The organism is Streptomyces rhizosphaerihabitans (assembly GCF_025399795.1).
Classification (GTDB): Bacteria; Actinomycetota; Actinomycetes; order Streptomycetales; family Streptomycetaceae; genus Streptomyces; species Streptomyces rhizosphaerihabitans.
Genome location: NZ_JAODTZ010000023.1, coordinates 1 through 26,381, shown reverse-complemented (window position 1 = coordinate 26,381; position 26,381 = coordinate 1). Strand labels below are relative to the sequence as shown.

General features: G+C 70.2%; 24 protein-coding genes and 1 pseudogene. 18 read left to right on the top strand and 7 right to left on the bottom strand.

The window, feature by feature from the left end; genetic code table 11:
- Positions 1-21 precede the first annotated feature (21 nt).
- The 4 genes from N4G66_RS22900 (at position 22) to N4G66_RS22885 (ending at position 2,860) form a co-directional block, all read left to right on the top strand.
- Positions 22-462, top strand: coding sequence for an OsmC family protein (locus tag N4G66_RS22900; RefSeq protein WP_261706034.1), 441 nt, complete (start codon positions 22-24; stop codon positions 460-462).
- Between the two features lie 115 nt (positions 463-577).
- Positions 578-1,054 (top strand): ATP-binding protein, encoded by a 477-nt coding sequence (locus N4G66_RS22895; RefSeq protein ID WP_261706033.1) that lies wholly within the window; start codon positions 578-580, stop codon positions 1,052-1,054.
- 281 nt (positions 1,055-1,335) lie between these two features.
- Positions 1,336-2,202, top strand: coding sequence for a Ppx/GppA phosphatase family protein (locus tag N4G66_RS22890; protein WP_391858866.1), 867 nt, complete (start codon positions 1,336-1,338; stop codon positions 2,200-2,202).
- Positions 2,203-2,566: 364 nt separating this feature from the next.
- On the top strand, positions 2,567-2,860 hold the full coding sequence (locus tag N4G66_RS22885; protein WP_261706032.1) for a hypothetical protein: 294 nt from the start codon (positions 2,567-2,569) through the stop codon (positions 2,858-2,860).
- Positions 2,861-2,981: 121 nt separating this feature from the next.
- On the opposite strand, the gene N4G66_RS22880 is transcribed toward N4G66_RS22885, so the two are convergent.
- From N4G66_RS22880 to N4G66_RS22865, 4 genes are all read right to left on the bottom strand, one after another.
- The gene (locus tag N4G66_RS22880) at positions 2,982-5,525 is read right to left on the bottom strand and encodes a discoidin domain-containing protein (protein ID WP_261706031.1); all 2,544 of its coding nucleotides are present in this window, start codon (positions 5,523-5,525) and stop codon (positions 2,982-2,984) included.
- Between the two features lie 517 nt (positions 5,526-6,042).
- Positions 6,043-8,331 (bottom strand): M4 family metallopeptidase, encoded by a 2,289-nt coding sequence (locus N4G66_RS22875; protein WP_261706030.1) that lies wholly within the window; start codon positions 8,329-8,331, stop codon positions 6,043-6,045.
- A 578-nt stretch (positions 8,332-8,909) separates the two neighbouring features.
- Positions 8,910-10,382: an MFS transporter gene (locus N4G66_RS22870; protein WP_261706130.1), complete on the bottom strand. Its 1,473-nt coding sequence runs from the start codon at positions 10,380-10,382 to the stop codon at positions 8,910-8,912.
- A gap of 529 nt (positions 10,383-10,911) precedes the next feature.
- A complete protein-coding gene (locus N4G66_RS22865) occupies positions 10,912-11,085 on the bottom strand; it encodes a CsbD family protein (protein WP_261706029.1) in 174 nt (57 codons plus the stop codon).
- Between the two features lie 178 nt (positions 11,086-11,263).
- Between N4G66_RS22865 and N4G66_RS22860 the strand changes: the two are divergent.
- From N4G66_RS22860 to N4G66_RS22805, 11 genes and pseudogenes are all read left to right on the top strand, one after another.
- A pseudogene (locus N4G66_RS22860) lies at positions 11,264-11,773 on the top strand (DUF5709 domain-containing protein); the annotation flags it as partial.
- A gap of 630 nt (positions 11,774-12,403) precedes the next feature.
- Complete coding sequence (locus N4G66_RS22850) at positions 12,404-12,580, top strand: CsbD family protein (protein ID WP_261706027.1); 177 nt, start codon at positions 12,404-12,406, stop codon at positions 12,578-12,580.
- Positions 12,581-12,582: 2 nt separating this feature from the next.
- Positions 12,583-12,951, top strand: a complete 369-nt coding sequence (locus N4G66_RS22845) for a low affinity iron permease family protein (RefSeq protein WP_261706026.1) — start codon at positions 12,583-12,585, stop codon at positions 12,949-12,951.
- A gap of 658 nt (positions 12,952-13,609) precedes the next feature.
- The gene (locus tag N4G66_RS22840; protein ID WP_261706025.1) at positions 13,610-14,323 is read left to right on the top strand and encodes a GvpL/GvpF family gas vesicle protein; all 714 of its coding nucleotides are present in this window, start codon (positions 13,610-13,612) and stop codon (positions 14,321-14,323) included.
- Between the two features lie 66 nt (positions 14,324-14,389).
- Positions 14,390-15,085: a hypothetical protein gene (locus N4G66_RS22835; RefSeq protein ID WP_261706024.1), complete on the top strand. Its 696-nt coding sequence runs from the start codon at positions 14,390-14,392 to the stop codon at positions 15,083-15,085.
- A 479-nt stretch (positions 15,086-15,564) separates the two neighbouring features.
- The gene (locus N4G66_RS22830; protein ID WP_261706023.1) at positions 15,565-16,701 is read left to right on the top strand and encodes a cyanobactin maturation protease PatG family protein; all 1,137 of its coding nucleotides are present in this window, start codon (positions 15,565-15,567) and stop codon (positions 16,699-16,701) included.
- 17 nt (positions 16,702-16,718) lie between these two features.
- Positions 16,719-17,018 (top strand): hypothetical protein, encoded by a 300-nt coding sequence (locus N4G66_RS22825; RefSeq protein WP_261706022.1) that lies wholly within the window; start codon positions 16,719-16,721, stop codon positions 17,016-17,018.
- A 33-nt stretch (positions 17,019-17,051) separates the two neighbouring features.
- Complete coding sequence (locus N4G66_RS22820; RefSeq protein ID WP_261706021.1) at positions 17,052-17,924, top strand: LamG domain-containing protein; 873 nt, start codon at positions 17,052-17,054, stop codon at positions 17,922-17,924.
- Positions 17,921-18,172, top strand: a complete 252-nt coding sequence (locus tag N4G66_RS22815; RefSeq protein WP_261706020.1) for a hypothetical protein — start codon at positions 17,921-17,923, stop codon at positions 18,170-18,172. The genes N4G66_RS22820 and N4G66_RS22815 overlap by 4 nt, the downstream gene beginning before the upstream one ends.
- 12 nt (positions 18,173-18,184) lie before the next feature.
- The gene (locus N4G66_RS22810; RefSeq protein WP_261706019.1) at positions 18,185-18,550 is read left to right on the top strand and encodes a hypothetical protein; all 366 of its coding nucleotides are present in this window, start codon (positions 18,185-18,187) and stop codon (positions 18,548-18,550) included.
- A complete protein-coding gene (locus tag N4G66_RS22805) occupies positions 18,547-19,404 on the top strand; it encodes a S8 family peptidase (protein ID WP_261706018.1) in 858 nt (285 codons plus the stop codon). The genes N4G66_RS22810 and N4G66_RS22805 overlap by 4 nt, the downstream gene beginning before the upstream one ends.
- Positions 19,405-19,479: 75 nt before the next feature.
- Here N4G66_RS22805 and N4G66_RS22800 read toward each other — a convergent pair whose 3' ends face one another.
- From N4G66_RS22800 to N4G66_RS22790, 3 genes are all read right to left on the bottom strand, one after another.
- On the bottom strand, positions 19,480-21,333 hold the full coding sequence (locus tag N4G66_RS22800) for an SPFH domain-containing protein (protein WP_261706017.1): 1,854 nt from the start codon (positions 21,331-21,333) through the stop codon (positions 19,480-19,482).
- Between the two features lie 11 nt (positions 21,334-21,344).
- Positions 21,345-22,847, bottom strand: a complete 1,503-nt coding sequence (locus N4G66_RS22795; RefSeq protein WP_261706016.1) for a TIR domain-containing protein — start codon at positions 22,845-22,847, stop codon at positions 21,345-21,347.
- A 303-nt stretch (positions 22,848-23,150) separates the two neighbouring features.
- Positions 23,151-23,771: a toll/interleukin-1 receptor domain-containing protein gene (locus tag N4G66_RS22790; protein WP_261706015.1), complete on the bottom strand. Its 621-nt coding sequence runs from the start codon at positions 23,769-23,771 to the stop codon at positions 23,151-23,153.
- Between the two features lie 406 nt (positions 23,772-24,177).
- Between N4G66_RS22790 and N4G66_RS22785 the strand changes: the two genes are divergently transcribed.
- The 3 genes from N4G66_RS22785 to N4G66_RS22775 all read left to right on the top strand — a co-directional run.
- On the top strand, positions 24,178-25,527 hold the full coding sequence (locus tag N4G66_RS22785; protein ID WP_261706014.1) for a GH25 family lysozyme: 1,350 nt from the start codon (positions 24,178-24,180) through the stop codon (positions 25,525-25,527).
- Between the two features lie 26 nt (positions 25,528-25,553).
- A complete protein-coding gene (locus tag N4G66_RS22780; protein WP_261706013.1) occupies positions 25,554-25,943 on the top strand; it encodes a hypothetical protein in 390 nt (129 codons plus the stop codon).
- Between the two features lie 26 nt (positions 25,944-25,969).
- Positions 25,970-26,381: hypothetical protein (locus N4G66_RS22775; RefSeq protein ID WP_261706012.1), on the top strand; the 412-nt coding region annotated here is incomplete at its 3' end.

Genomic DNA, 26,381 nt, shown 5'->3' with positions numbered 1-26,381 from the left:
CCCGACATTAGGGTCGGCGGTATGACCGACAACAACCTGCGCCGCGTCACCGTGGAGCGGACCGGCACCGGGCACTTCACCGCGACGAACGCGCGCGGCGGGACGATCGCCTTCGGTACCGGTTCCGGCCCCGACGGGGAGGACGCGTTCACCCCGGTCGAGTTGCTGCTCGCCGCCATCGGAGGCTGCACCGCGGCCGACGTCGATGTCGCGACCGCCCGTCATGCGGAGCCCTCGACGTTCACCCTGACCGTGACCGGAAACAAGATCGCCGACGAGCTCGGAAACCGGATGACCGACCTCGCGGTCACCTTCTCCGTGGCGTTCCCGGACGGCGAATCCGGCGACCGCGCCCGTGCGATCCTCCCCCGGGCCGTCAAGACCTCCCACGACAAGCTCTGCACCGTCAGCCGCACGGTGGAGGCCGGCACCCCCGTCACCGTGACGATCGCCGACGGCTGACCGTGCCGGGACCCGGCGGCGGGCCCCGGCGAACGATGACGCGGCCGGGTGGAGTGAAGCGGCGTTTCCGGGGCAGACGCCGAACGTCGAAGAGGGTGGACGCGGGACGGATCGTATGGGCCGACGGGTGAGCGAAGCGGGACAGCAAGAACAGCGGGGTGCACTCATCGAGGCGTCCGTCGCGTACGACGGTGACTCCGCGTGCATCGCTCAGGCGCGGGCGTTCACCCGTGACTTCCTGACGCGGGTGCAGGCGGTCGCCGGACTGCCCGTCTCCGGACGGGTGATGGGCATGGTGCCCCTGGTCGTCAGCGAACTGGTGACCAACGCGGTCAAGTACGCGGCCGGACCCTGCCTGTTGTCGCTGGAGGTCGACCAGGGCGCCGTGAAGGCGACCGTCTGGGATTCCGACCCGACCCTTCCGGTGGCGCGGGCCGCCGACGCGGGCCGGGTCGGCCAGCACGGGCTGGAAATCGTGATGGCCGTGTGCCACGCCTTCGAGATGCACCGGGAACCCGTGGGCAAGCGGATCACCGCCGTGGTGACCCTGGCCGACACGCCGGACAGTGATCTGAGCCACCCGGTCACCTGACACCGAGCCCCGTCACCCGTGCGACAGCGGGGAACACGGTAGTGCGTGCGAAGTCGCCGTCGGCAGCCGCGCGGAGTCGCCGTGGCACCCTGAAGAGCGCCCTGAAGAGCCGAAACGAAATCGTGTCGCGTCACAGTGGCCGCCTTGCGGGACAATGGTGAGTTCGCAGATCTCCTTCGGCAGGAAAACGGGTGGTTAACACAGTGCGGCAGGCAGGTGTACTAGACGTCGGATGTCACAGCGCGCTGCTCACCGTGGCGCGGCGACGCGCCGGGGTCGACATGGAGCCCGTGCTGTCCCGAAAGGTACGGCTCCAGTTGCACGAGACGCTCGACGCCACGGGACGGCTGGGCAAATCAGGCGTACGCAGTGTGCAGCGGGCCGTGGCCGAAACACTCGCGGAGGACCGGGAGTCCTTGCCGGAGGTGTACGCCTTCGCCACGTCGGTGATTCGCGACGCGCCCAATCGCGAGGAGGTCCTCGCCCAGGTGGCCCACGCCACCGGCACCCGGCTGCGGGTGCTGTCCGGCGAGGAGGAGGCCCGCCTGGCCTATGTGGCCGCACGCCATTGGGCGGGCACGCGGGCCGGTTCCCTGCTGGTGCTGGACATCGGCGGCGGGACCGTGGAGATCGCGTCCGGCACGGCCAAGCAGCCCCGTACGGTCCTCTCCCTGCCGCTGGGCGCCCGGACGGTCACCCGCGACTGGAAACTCGGGGAGGCCGTGTCCTCGAAGCGGCGACTGGCCGAGGTACGCGACCACCTGAGCGACCGCCTCACCGAGGTGGCCGACCTGCCGAGGGCCGAGCCGGACGGGCGCGTGCTGGCCTGTTCCAAGACCTTCACCCAGCTCGCCCGCTACACCACCAACGCCGGCCGCGACCGTTCCGGTGCCCCGCAGCGGCTGACCCTTGACGACGTACGGGCCGCGGTCGGCGTGCTGGCCAAGAACGGGTCCGCGGGCCGCGGCCGGCTGCCCGGTATCTCACGTCACCGGGCCGGGCAGTCACTGGCCGGGGCGCTGGTCGCGGAGGCCCTGATGGAGGCCTGCCGGGCCACGAGCGTGGAGATCTCCCCCTGGTCCACCAGGGAGGGCCTGCTCCTGGAGCGCCTCGGGGCCCTGCGCCCCAAGGGTTCCGCCCACCGCTGACCCGACCGGTCACCGGTCGCGGATCCAGCGGCGCCGGACTCGCGACCACCGGATTCCGTCAAACGCGTGAACACCACCGCGCGTTCGAGACGCACGGGCCCGACAGGCGGCCCGGCGCGACCGGTTGCGCGGGCGCGTGACGGTCGGAGACGGGGAACAAACCCGTACCGCTCGACGCTGATCTGAATAGCCCGGCTGGTGCCGGGACGCGGAGTGTCACCTGGTGCGGTGGGCCGCCCGGCGGCTCTGTTCGTGGAAAGGCGTGAGAGCGATGATGGCGTCCGGACAACGGCGGCTACAGGGGGCCGGGGCGGGTGAGCCGGGCGACTTGCCCTTGGTGACTTCCTGCGGCCGCAGGATCTCCGTGAAGGAGCTGCGGCTGGCCACGCCGGACCGGCCGATCGGCCGCGTCACTCTGGACGTGGGCCCCGACCAGGGCGACGAGCACGGGGTTTGGGCCTCCCTGACCCCCGCCGAGGCACGTGAACTGGCCCGTCGCCTCCTCGCCCACGCCGCCCTGGTGGAGCCGATGGGACCGGCCGGATCGGCCGGACCGCCGGACAGGGAAGCACCCCGGGCTCACGACCTGCCTCTCGACGCGCCGCTCGACACGACGGGAGCCACGCTGGACTCCCGTTCGGGACACCGCTCCGCCTGAGCGCACGACGGCGCCGGCGGGTCCGGCCCGCCACCGACGACTCACGGGTGCCGGTGCTCCCCCTCAACGGGGTGGAGCACCGGCACCCGCGTGCCTGTCAGTCGGCGCCGTTCAGGTCACGTCACGGGAACTGCGTGACCTTCGACGGGACGGTGTCCGTCCCCGAGGTGGGTGCGCCGGTGTTGTTGATGACGTGGGCGTACTGGCCCTTGCCACCCAGGGAGATCACCAGGATGTCGTGCATCTTGACCCCTGTCTTCACAGGGACCTGGAAGCCGTGCGCCTGGACGATCGAGGGGTCCGTGGTGAAGTTGCAGTAGCTTCCCAGACCCCATGCCTCGTGCACGGCGACGGAGTCGGCGACCTTGTAGGCCGCGTATCCCACGATGCCGTCATGGGTGATGGCGGCGGAGTTGGGCACGTCGTACGCCTTCTCGTTCTGGAAGAAGATCGTGCGCCCGTTCTCGCCGTTCCACAACACGTCGTACTTGTTGAAGTGTTCGACGAACAGGCCGGTCGCCAGGACGTCGTCGCCGTTGACCACGAGGCCGTAGTCGGCACGGTTGGTGTCCCAGCCGATCCCTTCGCCGTGGTCGGCGCGCCACAGCCAGGTGTGGTCGATCACGACGTCGTCGCTGTTGACCACGACCGAGTTGGTGGCGAGGCCGGGGCCCGCGCCGCCGATCCGGACGAACACGTCCTGCATCGTGGTGGGGTTGGCGGAGTGGTCGGCCGAGGAGCCCGACGGGCCGATCTGGAGCAGGGTGTCGGAGTTGGAGCGGCCGGCGTCGATGAGGAATCCGGCGAGCCTGACTCCGTCGACGTCCGCGACATGCATGGCGTCGATGCCGTTGTCCGGCACGATGGTCGCGAGGCCCAGACCGAGGACGACGGTGTTGGCCCGGGTCACGTTGATGGTCTGGTCGAGGTGGTAGACCCCCGGGGTGAACAGCAGGTTGAGGCCCTGGGCGAGCGCCGCGTTGATGGTCGCCGCGGTCGCGCCGGACTTGACGACGTAGAACTGGTCGAGCGGGATGGACGTACCGGCCGTGTTGGGCCAGGAGACACCACGCGCGTTGGTGCGCTTGGAGGGCACGAACACCTTGTAGGTGCTGCCGTCCAGGTAGAGGTAGGGCTTCTCGCGGGAGACCGGGGTGGTGTCCAAGGTGGTGTAGGGGCCGGAGTCGAAGTTCGTGGCCGGTGCTCCCTGGACTCCCGTGAAGGTCATGTTCCAGACGCCGTTGGTCCAGCCTCCGACGGAGCTGTCACGTGTGTACCACTGCTGCTGGGAGTACGGGCCGACCGTGCCGTCGATCTTGGAGTCGGCGATGTAGCCGCCGGAGGCCCAACCGTAGCCGTTCGGGGAGAGGTTGAGGCCGCCCTGGACGTGGATACGGCGGAAGGGGGCGGCCTGTGCCACCGCCCAGCGGTCGGTGCCGTTGGAGGGGGTGATCGACAGGTTCTCCGCCGAACGCCAGAAGTTCTGGGTGGCGTTGCCGTTGAACCAGCCCGCGTCCACGGTGATGTCACCGTTGATGTGGGTGTCGTCGGGGTTGATGCCGAGACCCGACACCGAGGTGTAGAAGCCGAGTTGGGCGTTGATGCCGTTGTAGGTGCCGGGCTTCATCAGGAACTGGTAGCGGCCGGCGCCGAACTGGTTCGACTCCTGCTGGGCGAAGACCTGGTCGAACTTGGCCTGCAGATCGGGCGTCGAGGGGTCGACGACGATGACGTTGGGTCCGAGGTCGCCACCGCCCTGCACGGGCGGGGTGCCGGTTCCCGTACCGGTGTGGACGGCGACCTCCCACAGGGAGTACCCGTACGCGGTGCCCCGGGTCGTGCCGTAGATCCGTACGTAGCGGCCCTGGCCGGAGACGTCGTAGGAGGCCGTGCCCCCGGTGCCGTCGGTGACGGTCTTGAGGTTGGTCCAGTTCTGGCCGTCCGTGGAGGCCTGGACCTGGAAGGCCTTGCCGTACGCCGCCTCCCAGTTGAGGTCGATCCGGCACAGGTCGCGGGTCGCGCCCAGGTCGACCTGGACCCACTGCGGGTCGGAGAAGGCACTGGCCCAGCGCGTTCCGGTGTTGCCGTCGAAGGCGGCCGAGGCCGGGCTCGCCGCATTCTCGATGGAGGAGGCGGTGGCCGTCTTGCCCTGCGCCGCGTTGGCCGCGTCACAGGTCGCGGGCGTGGTGGTGCCACTGGTGCCGAACACCTGGAACTCCCAGAGGGAGTAGCCGTACGGGGTGGCACGGTGGACGCCGTACATCCGTACGTAGCGGCCCTGGCCCGAGACGTCGAGGGTGTCGGTGCCCCCGTCGCCGCCGGTCACGGTCTTGATGTCGGTCCAGGTGCTGCCGTCCGGGGACGTCTGCACGCGGTAGTCACTGCCGTACGCGGCCTCCCAGTTGAGGACGACCTTGGTGATCGTGGCCGAGGCGCCGAGGTCGACCTGGAGCCACTGGGTGTCCGTGGCGGCCGAGGACCACCGGGTGGCGGTGTCGCCGTCGACGGCGTAGGCGGCGGGAGTGCCCCCGTTCTCGTCCGAGGACGACGTTGCCGTCTTGCCCTGGGACAGCGGGAGATCGGCCGCGGCGGCCGGTCTCTGCAAGGGCAGGGTGATGAGCGCGGCCATTGCGGCCAGCGCGACACCCAGGGTTCTGAGTTTCATGCCGTGACTCCATGCGGGTGGGGTGACGAGCGGAGCGGACACACTGAATCGGGAGCTGAGGACACAGCTCTGCCATGTGAGAGGGAGGGGTATGAACTGGCCTTCCGGCACTCTTAGTTCACGCTTTGATTTAAGTAATGAACCATCAAGGTGGCAAGTCCCACGACACGAGTTTCTTCAACTCGTACGCACGGAGGCCCCGTTGGTGGGCCACTTCATGGGGTTTGACCTGGACGGGGGGCGTCACGGACGGACCGGAGGCCACTCGGATCCGTCAAGGCTTGAAGACACGGGAGGGCGTGGAGGGGCGCGGGACACCCGGGCAGCCCGTCACGGAACCCGCGTTCGGGAAGATCACGAAACTCACGATCGAGGACAAACAGCCGAGGACGCACAGAAGCCGAGCGTCCGGGGACGCCTGCCGCCGCAACGGCGGGACGACCGCGGGCACTCGGCACAAACAGCAAGCCCGTCCGGTCCGCGAAAGCGGTCCGGACGGGCACGGTTCGATCCTGGGTCAGGGCGTGATCCGCCACTGCTGGATGTAGCCCACGTCGATCGACGCGAGGTCTTGGACGCGCAGCTTCCAGGTGCCGTCGACCGGCTGCGCCGAGGCGTCCACCGTGAACGTCTGGTCCACGTTGTCGGCCGAACCGCCGCTGCGGTTCAGCAGCGAGTACACGGTGCCGTCGGGGCCGACGAGGTCGACCTTCAGATCACCGCGGTAGGTGTGGATGATGTTGACGTAGACCTCGGTGGCCGCCGAGGCGTTGCCGGGCCGGCCCGTGATCGTGATGGGCGACTCGACCGCCGCCCCCAGGTCGGGGATGTCCACCCGGGTGCTGTTGGCGTAGATGTTCGCGATCCGCCACTGGAAGGCCACCGACACGGCCGCGCCGGTGCTGTCGGTCACCGTGACCGTCGCGTCACTGGTCCCGATCGTGGTCGGGACCCCGGAGATCAGTCCGGTGTCGCTGATGGCCAGACCGTCCGGCAGGCCGGTGGCTGCGTAGGTCAGGCTCGCGTCGGTGTTGGTGGTGTACGCGTTCACCTGGAGGGACACCTCCTGGCCGACCCCCGAGGTCTGGTCGGCGACCGGGGCGATGTTGACCCCCAGGGCGATGCGGTCACCGACGTTGATGCCCGCCCAGGCGTCGGCCACGGCCAGATAGGTGCCGCTGTAGGCCCCGAAGAGATCGGCCGCGGCCTGGAGGGTGGCGACCCGGGCACCGGCGTAGTCGGTCGTCGACGTCATGTACGTCGTCAGCGCGCGGTACCAGATCCGGGCGGCGTTCTCGATGCCGATACCGGTCACGGCCAGGCCGTCGTGGGTCGGGCTGTCGTACGACACGCCGTTGACGGTCTTCGGGCCGCTCCCCTCGGAGAGCAGGTAGAAGAAGTGGTTCGCCGGCCCCGAGGAGTAGTGGACGTCGATGCCGCCCAGCGAGGAGTCCCAGTAGTCGCGGGAGGAACCGTCCTTGGAGGGCTTGTCCATGTAGCGCAGCGGCGTGCCGTTGCCGCGGATGTCGATCTTCTCGCCGACCAGGTAGTCGGGCACGTCGGCCTGGAGGTTCGCGTGGAACTCCACCGCCGCGGCGAAGATGTCCGACGTCGCTTCGTTGAGCCCGCCGGACTCTCCCGAGTACGTCAGGTTCGCGGTGGCGCTGGTGACGCCGTGGCTCATCTCGTGGGCCGCCACATCCAGCGCCGTCAGGGGCTTGGCGTTGTTCGAGCCGTCGCCGTAGGTCATGCAGAAGCAGCTGTCGGACCAGAAGGCGTTGACGTAGCTGTTGCCGTAGTGGGCCCGGCTGTAGGCGGCCACACCGTCGTTGCGGATGCCGTTACGGCCGAAGACGTCCTTGTAGTAGTCCCAGGTCGCTGCCGCTCCGTAGGCGACGTCGACGCCGGCGGTCTGCCGGTCGCTCTGGGTACCGTCACCCCAGACATCGTTGTCATCCGTATAGAGCGTTCCGGTGCCCGAGGTTCCCTGGTTGAGGTCGTAGGTGCGGTGGCCCGCACGGTCGGCGTCGACCAGTTGATACGTCGATCCGGCCGGCGTGGTGGAGAGCGGCACCGTGCCCGCGTACTGGCCCGTGCCCGTGCCGGTGTCCACGCCCTCGTACCGGGAGGCGACCTTGCCGGTGGCCGCGTCGGTGACGACATGGAGTTCGCTCGGTGTGCCGTCGTGCTGGAAGCCCTCGATCACCGACTCCCAGGCAAGGACCGGGCGGGTGCCCGCGGCCCAGACGACGAGCCGGGGTGCCCCGTCGACCCGGGCTCGCCCGACGGCCGCCTTCCTGCCCACCGCGAGGGCCTTCGCCGCGGCCTCGGCGGCGGCGATCCTCGGCTTGGTGCTCGGCACGGCGATGGTGGCCCGACCGGCCTCGGACACGGTGCTCCGGCCGTCCTTCAGGTGCTCGACCAGATCACCACCGACCACCGGAAGTCCCGCGAAGGTGCGCTCGTACCGCGTGTGGGTCGTACCGTCCACGTCCTGGACGACATCCTTGACGACGAGTTTCTCCCGCGTGCCGAGTCCGAGCCGCTTCGCGGTGGTGCCCACCGTCGCTGCGGCGCTCCTGACGAGGGCGGTGCGTCTGGCGGGCGACAGCGGCATCTGGGCGGCACCGGCCCGGGGCTGGGCGACGATCTTGGCAACGCTTCTCGCGGGAACGGGGTCCGCGGAGGCGGCGGACGCGGAGCCCGGCTGGACGGCGAGGGCCAATAACGAGCTCGCGGTGGTGAGGGCGAGGACTGCGGCGCGTCTGCGCCGACGGGCGGAAGGGTGTTGCCGGTTCAAGGTCATCTCCTTCTGCGGGGGCTGGCCCGGGTGGAGACCCTGGGCGACCGGACCGACGGGATACGGCCGGTCCGCGGAGAGCTGGACTGGAAGGAGCGCCGCAGAAAGTGCCCGCACGAAAGCGCTCGCGGACTCGGCGGCGCGTGGATCGTGAGGGGGCGGATCATGAGGGGCGGATCATGAGCGTGCGCACCGCGAGGGTGACGGATGCGTTGACGCGGGTGCGCTGGTGAGGGATGAGGGGTGGGGGGTGTGAACGAAGCGTGAATGTTCGACAGCAGAGTGACATCCCGCCGATGGTCTTGTCATGAAGGCGACAAGAGATCGGCTTGAACTGACCATTGCCTACTGCGAGTTCATCACCCCGGTCGGACCTTCTCGGCCCCTGTGAGACAGCTGTGAACGCGGCTGCCATCGCTGACGCGTGCGGCCCGGCGTCCGGATGCCTCCTGGCGGAGAAGAGTGCGCTCGGCGGGCCGCCGGACGCTCAGCTGGTCAGCTGCTCCGCTGATCGGTTACTCGGCTGATCGGCCGATCCTCGGTGGACACTGCCCTCCGAGGATCGGCCCGCAGCGGGCCGTCCCTCAGGGCTGACTCGCGTGGGTGTGGCCGTGCGACAGTTCGGGTGGGCAGGGCGGAGGCTGGGGTTTGCGGTCGCGCAGCCAGTCGTGAACGGCGAGACCGAGGGCGCCGAGGATGAACACGATCCCGGAGCCGATGGCGATCACCACGGCGGAGCGGTAATCGTGACGGCCGGTGCCGAGCACCACGTAGAACAGCCCCGGCAGCGCGGCCGTACCGACGGCGCCGCCCAGCCGCTGGGCCGTCTGCAACGCGCCACCGGCCGCCCCCGCCATCCGCACCGGCACGTCCCGCAGTGTCATCGTGACGTTGGGCGAGATGACGCAGCCGCTGCCCAGACCGCCGACGAACAGGACGGGAGCCGCGAACCACAGGGCGGTGTCGCCGGGAGCGAGGCCCAGGACCAGCACCGCTCCGCCCAGTCCGGCAGCGACCGCGGCCAGACCGCAGACGGTCAGCAGCCGCCCCAACCGCTCCACCAGCCGCCCGGCCACCACGGCCGCCGCGGCCGAACCGATGGCGAATGGGGTCACGGCGAGTCCTGAGCGCAGGGGAGAGTAGCCCTGACCGTTCTGGTAGTAGAGGGCGAACACCAGCCACACTCCGCTGAACCCCACGAAGTACAGGGCGGCGATGGCCGCTCCGACCGCGTAGCCCCGCGTGCTCGTCACCAGGCGGGGATGCAGGAGCGGCTGACCGCCGCCCGCCGCCAGGTGCCGCTCCCACCGCGCGAACGCCACGAGGAGGACCAGCCCCACCGGGAAGAGCCACCACAGCTTCCGTACTCCGCCGGACTCCGCGAGCACCAGCGGAAGCATCATCGCGAGCACACCGCAGCCGAGCAGCAGGACGCCTCGCAGGTCCAGTCGCTCGCGGCGGCCCGGTGCGACCTTGGGCAGCAGACGCACACCCAGCAGGAAGGCGACGGCTCCGACCGGTACGTTCACGTAGAAGATCCAGCGCCAGCCCTGGGGCCCGCCGGCGAGCATGAGGATCAGCCCGCCGACCACGGGGCCCACCGCGCTGGAGATGCCGACCGTGGCACCGAAGAGCCCGAAGGCCCGGCCGCGCTCGGCTCCGCGGAACATCTGCTGGATGAGGGCGGAGTTCTGCGGTGCGAGGCAGCCGGCGGCCACGCCCTGCGCCAGTCGGGCCACGATGAGGAGCGTGATGGTCGGGGCGGCGCCCGCCGCGGCGCTGCACACGACGAAGGCGGCGAGCGCGGACAGGAAGATCCGCCGGCGGCCCACGGCGTCGCCCAGCCGTCCGGCCGTCACGAGGACCAGCGCGAAGGTGAGGGCGTAGCCCGAGACGACCCACTGGATGGACGGGGCGCCGGCGTGCAGGTCGCGCTGCATCGAGGGCAGGGCCACCGCGACGATGGTGACGTCGAGCAGGCTCATGAACCCGGCCGCCAGGGTGACCCACAGGGCGCGCCATCGCCGCGGATCGGCCCCCTCGGCCGCCGCCGGCATCCTGTCCCCGCGTGCGTCTGCGTGCGTGTCCGGTCCCACGCCAGGGGGCTCCTCTCCGCCGCTCCCCCACCATCTTCGGCCCGTGTGGGCATCCGGCAACACGGGATCCCGGCGGCTCACCGCGAGAGGCGGGGCTCCGCAGCGCGGCCCACCGCGAGAAGCGGGCGGGCGTCGTAGCGGGCACATGGTTGTGGTGGGCGCATCGCCGCGCTGGGCCCATTGCAGTGGTGGGTGTGCGGGCATCTTGGGCCCATGGCCGCGGCAGGCCGCACCGGCGTGGCGAGCGCATGGACGTGACGAGCGCATGACCGTGGCGGGTGCATGGACGTGGCGGACCGCTTGGGCGTGGGGCGCATAGACGTGACGGGCCGCTTGGGCGTGGCGGGCACATGGACGTGACGGGCCGCTTGGGCGTGGCGGGCACATGGACGTGACGGGCGCATGGATGTGGGGCCCGTTCTCCGGAACGGGCCCCACGGTGTTCGGTCGAAACGGCAAACGACCGCACCGACTCCTTCAGCGTGAGCTGTCAGCCCTTGAAGACGTCCTTCGTCTTCTCCTTGGCCTGCCGCGCGTCGCCCTTCGCCTTCTCGGCCCGGCCCTCGGCGGTCATCCGCTCGTTGCCGACGGCGCGTCCGGCCGCTTCCTTCGTCTTGCCCTTGGCCTGCTCCATCTTGGCCTTGGCCTTCTGCTCGCCACCCACGATGTCTCACTTCCCCATCACGATCGACTTCGGGTGTCAGGGATCGAGTGACCCGCCCAGCCCGCGCCAAACGTGAAGATCGAGGATCGGTACCCTGTCGCTCGGTGACCCTCCGTGGTCATGTGCGGCTCCGGCGTGCCGGAATGGGTGGGCTGGGCCAGCCTGGATACATGGGCCGATGACACTTCGATCCGTCCGGAGGGTCACGCCCGTCTTGGGCAGCCAGAGCGAGGACGACGTCATGGGTGATGAGGTCTACCAGCCGGGAAGCCCTGATGTCCGCGAGGACGAGGGCATCCTCGATCCGGAGGACACCCTTGAGGACCGGGGCTCGGATCCCTTCGACGAAGGGTGGTCACCGCCCGAGCGCCCGCTCGCCGTGGAGCATCGAGGCACTACGGCGCGCGAGCAGCGCGAAGGGGAGAGCCTGGCCGAGAAACTGGCCGAGGAACGGACGGATCCGGCACTGGAGGAGCCCGACGAAGACGACAGCACGGGCGGCCTGGAGGATGGTGAAGGCGAACTCCCGGACGACGAGGTGGGCGTGGACCGTGCGGACCGGATCCTGGCCCTCGACGAGGGCGCCCATCAGGACGCCGAGCACGACATGATCGCCGAGGACGTCGGCTCCGACGGCGGCGGGGCCTCCGCGGAGGAGGCGGCCGGCCACCTGATTCCCGACAACGACATGCCGGAGCGGATGCCGGACGAGGACGTGCGTCGCCCCCCGGAGGACGAGGTCCGCCGACTGCGCTCCGAGACGGACACCGCTCCCTAGCGGATGCCGGGACGCGGGTGCCGGGACGCGGGTGCCCGAAACGCGCCGGCCCCGCGTTCGTACGGAGCCGAGGTGCACGTACGGAGCCGAGGTGACGGCTGGTCAGTCCTCACCCCTCACGATGTTCCACTCGGGGGCGAACCGCTCCGTGCGGGCCGTTCGGTCGGCCGTCGCCGGAACACAGGTCCGCGGACCGCTCTCGCGCCGACGCCGCGCCATGGCCCATCCCGTCTCGGGTCGTGTGGTGGTCCTGCTACCGATGTCCGCGGTCACGGCTTTCATCTTCCTTCTCTGCTCGGCCCCGGTTACTCAGCGCTTCTTCTGCGTTCGGACCCGGCGGGTCCGGCCTCTCCTACGGCTCCGGGCTGTCAGCATCGGGTCCCCCTCGGCCGCGCGGGGAAACCCGCCCGCACACCGCGAGGTGTCGGGCGCGGACGGACATGGCCGGTTTGCGATGCCGTCCGCGAAGCCACACGGTGAGGAGGAGAGGCGTGGCCTGCCGCGTCGCGGCACGGAGCGCCCGAGAGGACGGCGACGACGATGTTCAAGGGCAATGCGAAGGCGAAACAGTTCAAGGGCAAGGTGAAGGAGTCCGTCGGAAAGGCGTTGGGCGACACGTCGGTGCAACGAGCGGGGCGCCGCGAGCAACTGCGCGGCAAGGCCCAGGAGATGACGGAGAAGACCACGGCGCGCGTGCGCAGCTGGACCAAGCACTGAACGTGACTCTTCAGCATCCCGCCGACCGCGGTGGCGACGAACGCGGCAGGTTCGAGCGGCTCGCCGAGTCCGGGTCGAGGTTCACCAGCTCGCCGGTCTTCTTCGTGGTCTGCGTCGGGCTGGTCTCTCTCACCGTCGCAGCGCACATCGCAGGGCTCGCCGTGGAATGGCTCCTCCTTGCCGGCGAGACGATGACCGCGGTGACGCTGCTGCTCCTCGCCCTGCTGAAGAACACCGAACTCCGGTCCGAGCGGGCGATCCAGCGCAAGCTGGACGCCATCGCGGCGGCGCTGCCGGAAGCGCAGGAAGGCGCGCCCGGCAAGGCGCACGAGGACCTCAGGAGGGTGATCCGCATGGAGGACGAAACCTAGGGATCATCACACCTGGCGGCTCGGGGATCGCGCACACGATCTTGGGAGTGCCCCGCATGAGCAGTACCCCTCATGAATCGGTCGCCGTCGGATCACGCGGCCCGCGACTCCCCCGGGCCGCGTGATCCGACGAGACGGCCTCATGAGGAGTCCGCCTTACCTGATGCTACAAATAGCGCCTATATGATGGTATCGGAGGTATCGGGCGTTCCACCGCATGTTGCGGTGTCCACCGTGACGACCGGAGACACCTGCGACGGCAGAACCCGCCGAACGGTCATCAGACCGGCCCCGACGGGCGCCGCGCCCCATACGGGCAGGTCGACCGGCGCTGAGACATCACAGCCGGTGAAGGGAGGCACCGTGACGGCGGTTCCGCAGGCCGGAGGCGGCACCGGGTTCCGGGAATAGCCCCGTCCATGCCGACCCGCCTCGTCGGCCGCTCCGTGGAATCGGGAGCGGGGCATGCCCGAGGGAGCCCTGGACGCCATTCCGATGCCGTCGACGCGGCGGTTCCGAGGAGTGACAGGCCGGGATTGCGGCGAGAGGCGGGCCAGGGGAACGGCGGGGGCCGGAGGAGACGGTCGTGCAAGGTCGGCGACCGGCCCGGCGCTCCTCCCAGCGGGAGAGCAGCGCGTCTCACGCGGAGGAGTGAGCCATGGCCGTACACGTCTACTCGATCACCTTCAAGGACCATCCACTGCGCCTCGACGATCTCGACGGTGTCGGCACATCGCCCGCCCGGCTGCGTACGGTGAGCGCGGGCCCGCTCTGCGCGGTGGTGAGTGACGCGCCGGGTGAACTGCCCCTCGGACAACGGGACATCGACGCGCATCAGGAAGTCCAGAAGCGCCTGATGGCGGACGGCACCGTACTGCCCCTGAAGTTCGGCTGCACCGCCCCGGACGACGAAGCGGTCCGGTCGGCGCTGGAGACGCGGGCGGACGAATTCGCCGACCGGCTGGGCCGGTTGGAGGGATGCGTCGAGTACAACCTCAAGGCGTCGCAGGACGAGGAGATGCTGCTGCGGGAGATCCTCTCGGAGTCGGAGGCGGCCCGACGGCTCAACGACCGGGTCCGCGACGGCACGGCGGACCCCACCGCGGCACCGCGTCTCGGCGAACTGGTCGCGGTGGAAACGCGGGCACGGCAGGAGGCCCTGGCGTCGGGAGTGATCGAGGCGCTTCGTCCGTTCGCCCGGGAGATCGACGCCGCTCAACCGGACGGGGCGGACTTCCTCAGTGTCTCCTTCCTGGTGAACGAGGAGCAGGACGAGCTGTTCCTCGCAACGGAGTTGAGCCTCGCCCACCAGATGGGCGAGGGCTTCGACTTCCGGCTCGACGGTCCGCTCCCTCCGTACAGCTTCAGCTGACAGAGGACGCCCGGGCGCGTGCCGAGCAACCCCAGGCCCGGAAAAGGCATCTGCCCCGATATGGCGATGACACCTCACCCCATCATCGGCTCCATGGGCCGGGCCCGCGCGCTCGGTCTCATCGTAGGAACGTGCCTGGCCGCGTCCGCGTGCGGTTCCACGGGCGACGCTTCCCGGCCGTCGGCGGCGCCGTCCGACGGGACCGGTCGGCCGGCCGCGTCCGCGCCCGGATACCGGCAGGCGTACGACGCGGGATTCGCCGTGGGAAAGCGGCTGTTCGAGGACGGCGGCAAGGGCGCAGCGGTGCGGGAGGTGAACGGCGGGTGCGTCCGCCGCTCCCTCGCCGCGAAGCCCACGGCGGTGGTGGACCTCGACCGGGGAGCATGGATCCTGGGCTGCAAGCAGGGCACCGGAAACAGCACCCCCACCGCGCCGAGCGGCCCCATCACCCGGCGCGAGCCGGACGCGGACCTGCTGCACCGCTTCGGGAGCTGGGCACGGAAGAGCGAGGCGGCCGACTCGGCCCGCCACGTCACCCGGGTCACATTGGTCCACCTCGACGCCACCGAGTACGACGTCGAGGTCACCACCACGTACACCGCTGGAGTCGACGGACCCGAAGTGCGGCGCCTGGCCCACGAGTTCACGCGCTGGTGGGACGGCGACGACGGTGCCGGAACGGCCTGGAACCTCATCGTCGCCGACACCGGCGGGCAGCGCATCGCCACCCGCGACCTGCGCCCCCGGGAGAACTCATCGTGACCGGCGCACTGCGCGAACTTCTCGCCCCCTCTCGCCGTGGGCCTGTTCGCACCCGCGACGACCACCACGGCGACGGCGGCCGACGGGAGTTGCACGTCATGGCCCGGTGACTCCGGGACAGTCGGGAACGTCAACTGCACGGAACGCGGCGGCACCAGCCGGCACCGGGCCGTCGTGACCTGCGTCAACGGCGGCGGCAGCCGGTGGACGATCCCGCCCCTGGAAGTGCCGCGGCCACACCTCGTCCGCGATCTGTTCCACCAGCGGCACGACGGGCGTGCCCGGCGTCGGCGACGAGCGCCGGAACGTGGCCGGCGGATGCGCCCGCCACCGTGCGGCGAGAGGCCGAGACGAGAGCGTACCGATGGATCTTGTTCGTACTCCTCCCCTGGAGGTTCCCGGAATAGTCGAAGCCTCCGGCCGCGCGACTCGTCCCCTTTTCCGTAAAACATGAACCGGCGTCCCTTGACATCTGCGACATGCCCCGAGAATATCCGCTGGACGGCTTCCGGGAATCGGACCAGGGAGGATCCAGAAATTCCGCTTCTACCGAGGTCGCCGGCTCGCGGAATCACCCATTTCATTTCGTGAATTGTGGGGGTAGCGGCTTCATGGCGGAACACACCGAAACGGTGGACGCGGCAACCCGAAGCGCCGTGCTGGAGGTGCCTTCCGGAGGGCCCCCGGTCGTGGTGCCGGCCTGCGAGGAATGCGGCGGTACCTGCGGGGACACGGGAGGCGCGAGTGGCGGGTGCGGCTGCGGAGGAAGCGGCGGTGCGACGCAGGGACATCTCTACGCGATCGGCACCGTGACCGCGCGTTTCCCGTCGCTGGACATCGAAAAAGAATTCATGCAGGCGTGGGGTAAATCCCCCGCGCAAACACTGACTATCAGCGATGCCGACAAGTTCGCGGTTCTCAGCCAGGGGCAGAATCTCTATCTGGCCCGGCAGATGTGCTGGATCTTCCAGAGCGGGGATATCGATCTCTATATATTGAAGCCGCGTTCCCAGGTGGAACTCACCGACCTGGTGACCTGTCTGGCGCCCACGCCGAATCTGCTCAGTTTCGCCCTGGTCGTCGGCTCGGTGGGCGGCATCGCGCCGCCGTCGATGTGCAACGGCGTCCAACTGCCGCTGGCCGCCTGCGAGCAGGTGTTCAGCTTCACCGGTCAGGCCTTCGTCAACAGCATCGTCGCCGAGATCAGGAACGACACCGCTCTGGTCGCCGCGATCGGCCAGTACATCGCGGACCAGCATCTGAGCCAGTCGGCCGACGACTTCATCGCCGCCAGGGCGAGCGATGCCTTCGCCACGCTGACACTGCTCAGCGACAACACCGGCCAGACCGACGAGCACCGGGCGATCAACTACCTGACCTTCAAGTCCCTGGCGCTGTACAAGAAGGTGATCGAACGGGAGATCAACGGCTTCCGGCTGAACTCCGTGACCGCGCAGCCCGACCCGCTGGCCCGCACCCGCCGGATCCAGGACGTCATCCTGCTCTTCACCAAGACCGACACGCAGGAGGTCACGCGCTACTTCACCCGGATCGACGTGACCGGCCAGTTCCCGTTCCTCCTCAACGAACTCGCGCTCTTCTTCGACCACCCTTGAGGGAGCAGTGAACCGCCGTGACCACACCCCGCCTGACCGCCGAGGCCGGCCTCGGACCCGCGCTTCACGTCTACTCCGCCTACGGCACGACGACCGGGACAGCGGCGGCGGCCGCGCCCGGTACGGTCGCCGGGACGGGCTTCCTCGACACCCTGGGCAGCGTGTTCAGCGGCGTACTGGGCAAGGTGCCCTGCCTGCTGGGCTGCGGAATCCCCAACGCGGTGTCCCTCGCCACCACTTGTGGTTTCGACCCGGCGTGCTGGGTGTCGAAGGCCCCGGCGGCGGGTTTGAGCTGCATCCGCGAGTGCCTGAACTGAACCGGGCCGACCCGAGGGAAGGATGACCGCCGGATGACCACGGTCTCACTGCCGCGTTTCGCCCCGCTCCTGAACATGGCGCTGTATTTCGACGGCGGGCGCGAACTGGCCACCGCGTCCCTTCCCGCCGACCTGTTCGCGCAGAACGCGAGCGACCTGGCCTTCACCGTCACGTTCTGGATGAGCCCCGGGCCCGCCCCCTGGACCGCGGGCGGCCCGACCGCGGGGTCCGAGGCCCCGCAGACCGTCCTCGACGTCCGGGGCGCGAGCGGTCCGGTGGTCTCCCTGGCGTACGGGCCGGGCCGGAAGGTGGCCTGCGCCCTGCCCGGCACCAGGCCGGACCTCAGCGAACTGCCCTTCGACCGGCTGACCTCGAACTGGCTCCACGTCGCCCTGGTCTACAGCCCGAACCCGACCCAACTGACGCTCCTGGTGAGCGACGGCGGCCCCACCTCCGTCAGCGCCGTCGTCCCCCTCGCCCCACAGCTGCTGCTCGGCGACGAACCGCGCACTCTCACACTGGGCCGCTCCCCCGGCCAGGACGGCGCCCCGTTCCAGGGGATGCTCACCCGGCTGCGGGTACGCCGGATCGCCCTGGACACCGCCGGCGCGCTGGCCGGGATGTACGACGAGCCGATCGGCTTCCAGAACGCCGTGACCGACTCGCTGGCCGCCGACTGGCGGATGAACGAGGGCTACGGGACCGTCGCCTTCGACTACGCCACCCCCGGTGGCCCGCTGCTGCCCGTCCGCTACCAGCCACCGCCCGGCAACCACCTGCGCCTGGGCGACGGTGACCCCGCCACCGAGCCCGTCTGGACCGTGGCCAACCTGACCACCCTCGTACGGGCCGAGACGGCACAGCCGATGGCCCGCCTGCTCAACGCGGGAGGCACCGCCCGATGACACTCCCCCGGCTCACCGCGGACCACGCTATCGGCCCCGCGGCCTTCACCTACGCGGCCCCCGGACCGCCTTCGGGCCCGGCACCGGGGGTCCGGCCGATGGCCACGGTCTCCTGCCTGAGCGGCTGCGTCGGCCCGACGGCCGCCGCCCACTGCGGGAGCCTCTGCGGCTCCAATGTCGGCTGCTGGCAGACCTGTGCGGGCGTCACGGACACCCGTTGCATCTCGACGTGCTTCAACACCACTTAGGAGTGAAGGCAGTTGAAGATACCCAGGCTCACGGCGGAGCACGCGACAGGCCGCGCGATCGGCGTGTACGCGACCACCTCGACGGGCGCGCAGGCCGTGTCCGGGGTCCGGATGATGGCACTCACCACCGTCACGGACGTCAACCAAATGATCAACATCAAGAACGGCACCGCGCCCAACAACTGCCCCCAAGGGCTGGTGCCGTGCTTCGGGGAGAAGGACTTCTGGAACCAGTACGAGTGCTGCGCGACGGACGACTGCTATGCGCTCACTGATACGACCGGCAAGCCGTTCTGCGGAGCGAAAACCAGGGTCGCACTGGAGGCCCTCCAGCCGCACAACCTCCCCGCGGGCCTCATCACCCAGTACGTGCAGTGACCGCCTGGTGGTCGGAGCTCACCCACTTGTCGGGGCCCGTGACGGCCGGTGAAGGCAGTCCCGAGATCGTCGTCGCAGTGGTCGACGGGCCCGGAGACCTCGGTCATCCCGACCTCGCGGGCGCCCGGATCACCACCCTGCCGGGCGCTCCCGCAGCCTGCCGGATCGCGGACAGCGCCGCCTGCCGGCACGGCACGGCGGTGCTGGGCATCCTCGGCGCGCGGCGAGGCTCCGCCGCTCCGGCGCTCTGCCCCGGCTGCACCCTGCTGCTGCGGCCGGTGTTGTGCGAGGCGCCGTCGGGCGGCAGTTGCCCGGTGCTCACCCCGGACGGGCTCGCGACGGCGGTCGTCGACGTCGTGGAGGCCGGGGCGTGGATCGTCAATCTGAGTCTCGGGGCCGGCGGCCGGGCGCTGACCCGGAGCCGCGCGCTGGACGACGCCTTCGACCACGCCAGGAGCCGCGGCGTTCTCGTCGTGGTGGCCGCCGGAAACCACGGCCACATCGGCCCCGCCCCGCTGATGGCCCATCCCTGGGCGCTGCCGGTCACTGCCTGCGACCCGCTGGGCGGACCGCTGCCCGGCGCCAACCTCGGCATCGGCATCGGCCGTTCAGGCCTGCGCGCACCCGGCCTGCAGGTCCTCACGACCGCACCGGGCGGCGGCTACCAGCCCTTCAGCGGGACCAGCGCCGCCGCGCCCTTCGTCACCGGCACGGCCGCCCTGCTGTGGTCCACCACACCAGACCTGCCCGCAGCCCGGATCCGAGCGGCCCTCTGCCTGCCCGGGTCGGCACGGCGCAGCGTCGTGCCACCTCTGCTGAACGGGTCGGCGAGCCTGCGGGCACTCGGACCTTGACCGCTTGCCCCGTCGCGGGGTCGGAGAGGCTGGAGTTCCGGCGCCCGATGACGGGTCCGAGACGGTCGTCGTCGGCTACTCCTCATCGTGCCCGTCGTGCCTGTCGTGTTCCTCGTCCGCGTCCGCGCCCAGATCCTCGTACTCGACCCCGTCGGTGTCCGCGTCGATCGTCTCCGTCCCGTCCTCGGTCAGTTCCCGCCGCTTCGGAGCGGCCGCGATCTCCTGGCCCGTGCGCAGCTCGCGCAACCGGGCGAGCAGGTCCTGCATGGTGGTCATGGGGAGGGCCTGGACGAGTGCCGAGATGTCGCCGCCGCCGATGTACTCCGGGACGTCGAACTTGGCGAACTCCCGCACGATACGGATCATCGACACGTTGTCGGGGCCCAGCAGGGCCACCTCCGCCTTGAGGTCGAGGGCGACCCGCCGGGATTCCTGCCGGGCGCGGTACTTGTCGATCAGATCCTCCAGCTTGGCGTTCTGCAGGCTCACGCCGAGGTTTTCGCCGCGCATCTCCTCGTAGAACTTCTCCTTGAGGCGTTCCAGGAGGACCGGGTCCGTGGGGGTGAAGCTGCCGAGGGTGGTGCCCAGCATGCCCAGTTCCCACTTCTCCAGCGCGTGCATGACCCGGTCGGTGAGTTCCTTGCGGACGTCGTGGTAGCTGGCGAGGAAGTCGAGCACCGAGCTGGTCGTGGCGATCTCCGCGAAGTATCCGGCGACGGCCAGGCCGAGGACGTCCCGGACGAACCGCTTCATGGGGGCCCGGTCGTTCACGAGGCCGCCCAGGTCGGAGTCGCGGTCGTTGCCGAACTGGCTGACCAGCTTCGGCGCCACGCGCGGCGGGATCTGCAGGTTCTGCGAGAGCGTCACCGCCAGGTCGAAGCCCTGGACGTTGACGACGATCTGCCCGAGGTCCGCGTCGTAGTTGTCGGTCTCGGCGCCCTGCTTGTTGTGCCAGGTGAGGATCAGCACCCGGGTCGGGATCAGCATCACGCGGACGAACCAGGGATTGAGGGCGTACGTGGTGCCCTGTCCCAGCGTCTCCGCCTGGATACCGCGCAGTCCTTGGTTCGCGAGGAAGTCCCAGGGCCGGCGGAAGCTGCTGTGGCCTGGCACCCGCGGGGCCACCGTGCCGGACTCGTCGTCCTGCCGGGGTTCGGTCCCGTCCAGGGTGACGACCACTCCGGCGTACCCCTCGTTGATGGCGATCTCCCGGAGGTGGGCCTTGGTCAGTCCCTCGCTCGAGTCGGCCACGTTGTCGACCGTGATGACGTCGAACAGGGCCGGGTTGATGGCGTACGAGGTACCGCCGCCCAGAATGGCCAGCTGTTTGCCCTGCTCGCCGCCGCCGGACAGGAAGGCCTGGCCGTCCTGGAAGCTGTCGCACTCGACATGGCGGCCGAACCGCTGGTCCGGCGGCCGTACGGCCCCTGCCTTGGCCTGCACCAGACCGATCGTGCCCGCCGGCACATGGGTGCGTGGGCGCATCTCGACCTTGAAGAGCCGGGTGTTGAGGTAGTACGACTGACCGCCGGCCAGCATCGTCACCTGGACGCCCTGTTCGCCGCCGCCGCGCAGGAAGGCCTGGCCGTCCCGGAAACTGTTGCACTCGACATGGCGGCCCAGCATGCGCCCGTCGGTGCGGTCCCTGCCCTCCGTGGCTGTGACCAGGCCGATCATCTCCGCCGGAACGTGTACGCGGGGGACGTACTCCACGGTGTGCAGCACCGGTGCGCGCCAGTGGAACCCGCCCGGGAGCAGGGTGCGCGCGTGCACACCCTTCGCGCTGTCGGGATTGATCTCGTTGAACGCGGGATCGTCGTGGGAGCGGCCGAAACGGCGGGTGACGATGCCGACGTGATCGGCGGGCACCAGTACGCGTCCCGCCCAGCCGGCCCACGCGGCGGCCCCCAGCAGGAGTAGAAACACCATCAGGATCAGCATCAGCGGGCAGCCTTCCACTCGCGCAGCCGTGCGTGCGCAGTCAGCACGGTTGAGCTCCAACGGTCGTACCAGTCGGGGTCGTTCTCGTGTCCGGGATCCCGGAGGGTGGGAAAGAATCCGGGGAGCCGGGGCGGGCCGGGTTCCAAGTCGGCCCTGGGTCCGCCCAGTTCGCCGACGGGTGCGGACCGCCGTACGAAATCGCGGTAGAGCCGGGGCACGGGGGCCTCGGGGGCGTCGCGCCAGCCCAGGGCCGTACCCAACTCGGTGAAGCGCGGGGCACGTCGGCCACGGGCGGGGGTCTGCGCGAGCTGTCGGCCGAAGCCCTGGCGGCCGTCGGAACGCGCGTTCCACAGCGCGTCGATGCCGGCCAACAGGTCCAACGGGACTCCGTTGGCCTGCCGTTCGCGCAGCCAGCCCTCCGTGAGACGGCCCGCCGCCTCCAGGACGAGCCGCGTGGTGAGCAGGTCGGCGTGCTCGTACTCGTCCTCGGCGAGATGGGCGCGCAGCCTTTCGAGCCCGGCGGAGCCCGTCATGGCCACCACCGGGCGCCGCGAGCCGCCGGACAAGCGGTGTGCCGCCTCGGGAAGCCGCACGGGGCGGTTCTCCCGGACGTCCTCGTGCAGTTGGCGCAGCAGGTCGAGTCGCGCCGTGTCGAGCAGGGCTCCGTCGCGGGCGTCCACGTACCAGGTGGCGGCCAGGTGGTAGTTGACGTCGCCGTCCAGCAGTACGGGCACGAAGGGCCTCCCGTGTACCTGGCCCTCCAGGATCATGCGGGTGACGTCGTCGGAGTCCTGCGACCGGGGAGTCATCACCACAACGACCGCTACCGCGTGACGGAGTTGCTGTCTGATCGTCCAGAAGTGGGCGTCTCCGGGACGGAGATCGTCCGTCGACCACACCGGCAGCCCGGCCACGCGCAGTTGCCCGGCCAGCCGCGAGCCGTACGTGGCGTCACCCGGGGCGTAGCAGACGACGAAGGCGGGACGGGGCGGAGGTGTGACCGGCCGGGGCGGAGTGGGGTGGGTGGCGCGGAGGGTGTCCGGGGAAGGGGAGCCGTCCGCCCCGGCGGGGCGGTCCGCGATGACGGCGGCGAGTTCGGCGGCCCGCAGCGTGAACTCCCGGCCGGTGGCGTCGCTGAAGTCCCGCCAGACGCGGTGGGCGGCGAACGGGGGCGTGGGCACATGTCCGAGGAGCACCGGGATGAAGCGCAGGCCGCGCGAAGCGGCCTCGGTGGCCAGCACGGCGTACTCGTCCATGGCGCGCGCGTCGCGCACGGACGCCGGGCTGATCACGGCGATCCCGTGGGCTGAGGCGCGCAGGGCGTCCTCCACTCGGTGGAGGACTATGTCGCCCGGCTCGATGCTCCACTGGTCGAGGAAGGGCGACAGCCCGTGCCCGGCCAGCTGTTCGGCCAGGGTCCTGGCCCAGGCGGCGTCGTCGGCCGCATAGGAGAGGAACACGTCGTAGGGCGGTGGCAATTCCTCGGAGAGGGACTGGTTCAACCGTGCGGACCTCCTCGACCGACCGCCGGACTCCCGGTACGCGGCAGAACCGAACCGTCCACTGCGGGCGACCAAAGTACGGGCGGAATACCCCTCTCCGGCCGGCCTTCGCGTAACTGGTCCCCTACGGGCACCCAATGCGGTAGGACGAGGATCCTGGTGCCTGCACGCGCTTCCCTGCACCCCCACGAACGTCCCCCCAGGAGCAGCCTGTACCGGTCCGTCAGGCGTCAGGCGTCAGGCGTCAGGCGTCAGGCGTCAGGCGTCAGGCGTCAGGCGTCAGGTGAGGGATCGCATGAGGCATCACGCGTCCGGCACGCGGCGCCGTCCACGCACGATCCGCATCAGCCGCCCGACCTCGGCCTCGTACCGGGCGGAGCCGGGGGCGCGCAGGTCCACCGGCTGACGGACGGCGGCGAACGCCGGGAGCGTGACATCGTCGACCGGCGCCGGTACGAAGCGGAGGCCGCCCTGGTGCGCGCGCTGGAGGAGCGCCGCGTACTCGTCGGCGATCCGGGCGTCATCCATCGTCGTACGCCCGAAGAGGAGCACCCCCAACGCGGCTCCTTCCAGAGCCCGTTCGGCCTCCATGAGCGGGATCAGCCCCGGCTCGACCCACCGCACCAGGAACACCGAGGCGTCCGCCTCCCGCAGGCACCCCGCCAGCCGTTCCGCCGCACCGCTCTCCGTGTCCGCGTACGACACGAAGACGTCGTACGCACCCTGCGCGCCAGGGCGGTTGTCCCCAGGGGCGGCCACTGATCCGGTCGGTCCCGACAACGGCTGCGCCACCGGTTCCCCCTCGGGCCGACCGCCGTGCCGTCGTCGAATCAAATGCCGAACGCCGAGGTAGCCGAAGTACGTTGACGCCAGCGTGGTCACCAGCCCGACGGCCGTGGCCACGTCACCGATGATCCCGTCCATGGGCGGGAGTCTAGGACGACAAGCCTCACAATAAAGGGACTTCGTCAACGCCCGGTTCGGTGCCCTTGCTTCGGAGATCGCCGAGCGGAACCTGGCCGGCAGCACCACGATCATCCTGTCCGCCAAGCACGGCCGGTCGCCCACCGACCCCGCCGCGTCGCGCCGCCGAAACCCGGGACCGGACATCTTCCGCCTCACTCAGCACCCCGCTGCGCCTCCCCGTCGTGCTCCGCCTCCGCCGCCCGTGTCCCGTGCTCATCCCATCGGTGACCCGCCCCCGCAGGTCACAGGCGCGTGACTGTCCCGGCGTCCCAATCCGGGCAAGGGGATCCGGCCTCCAGGACGACCGCTGCCAGCATGGCCCTGCCGGGGACCTCCCGGCGACTCACATGAGGGGGAACACCAGATGGGACAAAGGACGCTTCTGCGGGGTCTGACCCTCGCCGTGGCAGCGGCCCTGCCCCTGTACGGGCCGACGGCGGTACAGGCGGCGCAGTCCTCCGCAACCGCCGCGGTCGCGGTCTGCGGGCACACGAGCGCACAGCCCACGCTGCAGCGGGGATCGACGGGGGACTCGGCGGTCGAAGCGCAGTGCGAACTCGATCTGGCGACGAAGCCGAGCCGGTACACGCCGATCGCGGCGGACGGCTCGTTCGGGGCCGGAACGGAAACACGCGTCAAGGAGTTCCAGCGGTGTGCCGGGCTGGGCGCGGACGGTGTGCTCGGCCCGCAGACCTGGGCGGCGCTGAACACCTGGGCCGCGCAACCGCACACCTGTGCGACCAAGGGCACGTCGAGCACGGCGCAGACGACCGTGTGCGGCCACACCGACACGCGCCCCACACTGCAACAGGGCGCGAAGGGCACTGAAGTCAAGGAATTGCAGTGCCGTCTGAACCTGGCCATGGACGCGTTCCACTATCCGCCGCTGACGATCGACGGCGACTTCGGGGGCGGGACCGCGTCCCGGGTCATCGAGCTGCAGCACTGCGCCAACCTCAGCGCCGACGGCGTGGCGGGCCCGAACACCTGGGCGAAGTTGGTGGACTGGTCCAGTCGTAACACGTACTGCACGCCACCGCGCCCGGCCGGCTACGCGATCGACGGCCTGGACACGGCCAAGTACCAGCACCCGGGCGGCGCGCCGATCGACTGGAAGGCCGTGCGGGCCTCGGGTGCCGAGTTCGCGACGGTCAAGGCCACCCGGGGCATGAACGTCACCGACGAATACCTCGCCACCGACCTTCAGGAGGCCTGGGCCGCAGGGCTGGCCGTCGCGCCCTACCACTTCTACACGGGCACGGCGGCCGACACGGGTGCCGCGCAGGCCGACCGGTTCATCGCCGCGGTGCGGGCGACCGGGTACACCGGGCAGCGTGCGGGCGACCTGCCGCCGATATTCGACCTGGAACGCATGGACGACGGCAGTGGGCGCTGCCCCACCTACGGCACGGTGAGCGACGCCAAGGCCTGGCTCGACCGGGTGGAGGCGGCCTTCGGCCGCACTCCGATCATCTACACCCAGAAGTCCTTCCTGGACGACTGCATGGGTTCGACCACCGCCTTCGCCCGGTATCCGCTGCAACTCGCGGACTACCGCCAGTCGATCACCCAGCCGCCAGTTCCGAACGGCTCGACGACCTGGGCGATGTGGCAGTACACCGACGCCGCACTTTTCCCGGGCGTTCAGGCACCGGCGACCGGGGACGTGTTCAACGGCACCCAGGCCGATCTGGACCGTCTGGCCAACCGGTGATCCCGGCCGTACCGGGGAGCATCCCCATGCCCCACCGGTTCGCACGCGCGTCCCTCGTAGCCCTGCTCGTCACCCTGGGCTTCACCGTTCCGGCGCCCGCCTCGGCCGCCACCACCGCCGCCGCCACGAGCTGTTACGACGGGGCAGTCACGGTGCACTACGGGGAGGTGCGCGACTTCGGCCCGTACCGGACCACCAGCCGCTGTACGGACATCAACATGCGCGTCACCGGCGGCGACGCGGACTACGTCGTCGCCTGCGTGACGTTCGAGAAGACCGGGGTCTGCAACTACTGGACCAAAGTCCGCCGGAGCTGGACGACCATCGCCACCGACGTCCTGGACGGCACCAGGTTCACCGTGCCCAACGGCGTGGACCTTGAAGGCAGTTCGGCCACCATACAGATCGCCTTCTGACCCCCCTCACCCGAACGGAGACCACCATGATCAGAAGCAGGGCGTTCGCCTCGGTTCTGTTCACCGCGGCCGCGCTGCTGGGAGTGGGAGTCGCGCCCGCCTCCGCACAGTCCTCGGCCGCCGCGGTCAGCTGCTACGGCGGCGCCAAGACCCTGACGTACCACTACCAGGGAGCCGCCAAGGAGTACGGCACCTACACCACTTCCTCGCGGTGCGGTGACATCAACATCCGACTCGGCGCGAACACGCCGGAGGCGGCGTTCCTGGACGCCTGTGTGGTGTTCGTCGACCACACCAGCCTGTGCAACAACAACGCGTACACCACGCACGGCACCGAGTGGGGCACCGTCGCGACCGACGTCAAGGACGGCACGCGCTTCGTCCTGCGCATCCACGCCTATGACACCGACGTGCACGACGTGACGTTCCAGCTCGCCT

Coding starts and splice junctions, on each gene's coding strand:
- N4G66_RS22900 (WP_261706034.1), top strand. CDS start 22: ATGACCGACAACAACCTGCGCCGCGTCACCGTGGAGCGGACCGGCACC.
- N4G66_RS22895 (WP_261706033.1), top strand. CDS start 578: ATGGGCCGACGGGTGAGCGAAGCGGGACAGCAAGAACAGCGGGGTGCA.
- N4G66_RS22890 (WP_391858866.1), top strand. CDS start 1,336: ATGGAGCCCGTGCTGTCCCGAAAGGTACGGCTCCAGTTGCACGAGACG.
- N4G66_RS22880 (WP_261706031.1), bottom strand. CDS start 5,525: ATGAAACTCAGAACCCTGGGTGTCGCGCTGGCCGCAATGGCCGCGCTC.
- N4G66_RS22875 (WP_261706030.1), bottom strand. CDS start 8,331: ATGACCTTGAACCGGCAACACCCTTCCGCCCGTCGGCGCAGACGCGCC.
- N4G66_RS22870 (WP_261706130.1), bottom strand. CDS start 10,382: ATGCCGGCGGCGGCCGAGGGGGCCGATCCGCGGCGATGGCGCGCCCTG.
- N4G66_RS22850 (WP_261706027.1), top strand. CDS start 12,404: ATGTTCAAGGGCAATGCGAAGGCGAAACAGTTCAAGGGCAAGGTGAAG.
- N4G66_RS22840 (WP_261706025.1), top strand. CDS start 13,610: ATGGCCGTACACGTCTACTCGATCACCTTCAAGGACCATCCACTGCGC.
- N4G66_RS22835 (WP_261706024.1), top strand. CDS start 14,390: ATGACACCTCACCCCATCATCGGCTCCATGGGCCGGGCCCGCGCGCTC.
- N4G66_RS22830 (WP_261706023.1), top strand. CDS start 15,565: ATGCCCCGAGAATATCCGCTGGACGGCTTCCGGGAATCGGACCAGGGA.
- N4G66_RS22820 (WP_261706021.1), top strand. CDS start 17,052: ATGACCACGGTCTCACTGCCGCGTTTCGCCCCGCTCCTGAACATGGCG.
- N4G66_RS22815 (WP_261706020.1), top strand. CDS start 17,921: ATGACACTCCCCCGGCTCACCGCGGACCACGCTATCGGCCCCGCGGCC.
- N4G66_RS22800 (WP_261706017.1), bottom strand. CDS start 21,333: ATGGTGTTTCTACTCCTGCTGGGGGCCGCCGCGTGGGCCGGCTGGGCG.
- N4G66_RS22790 (WP_261706015.1), bottom strand. CDS start 23,771: ATGGACGGGATCATCGGTGACGTGGCCACGGCCGTCGGGCTGGTGACC.
- N4G66_RS22785 (WP_261706014.1), top strand. CDS start 24,178: ATGGGACAAAGGACGCTTCTGCGGGGTCTGACCCTCGCCGTGGCAGCG.
- N4G66_RS22780 (WP_261706013.1), top strand. CDS start 25,554: ATGCCCCACCGGTTCGCACGCGCGTCCCTCGTAGCCCTGCTCGTCACC.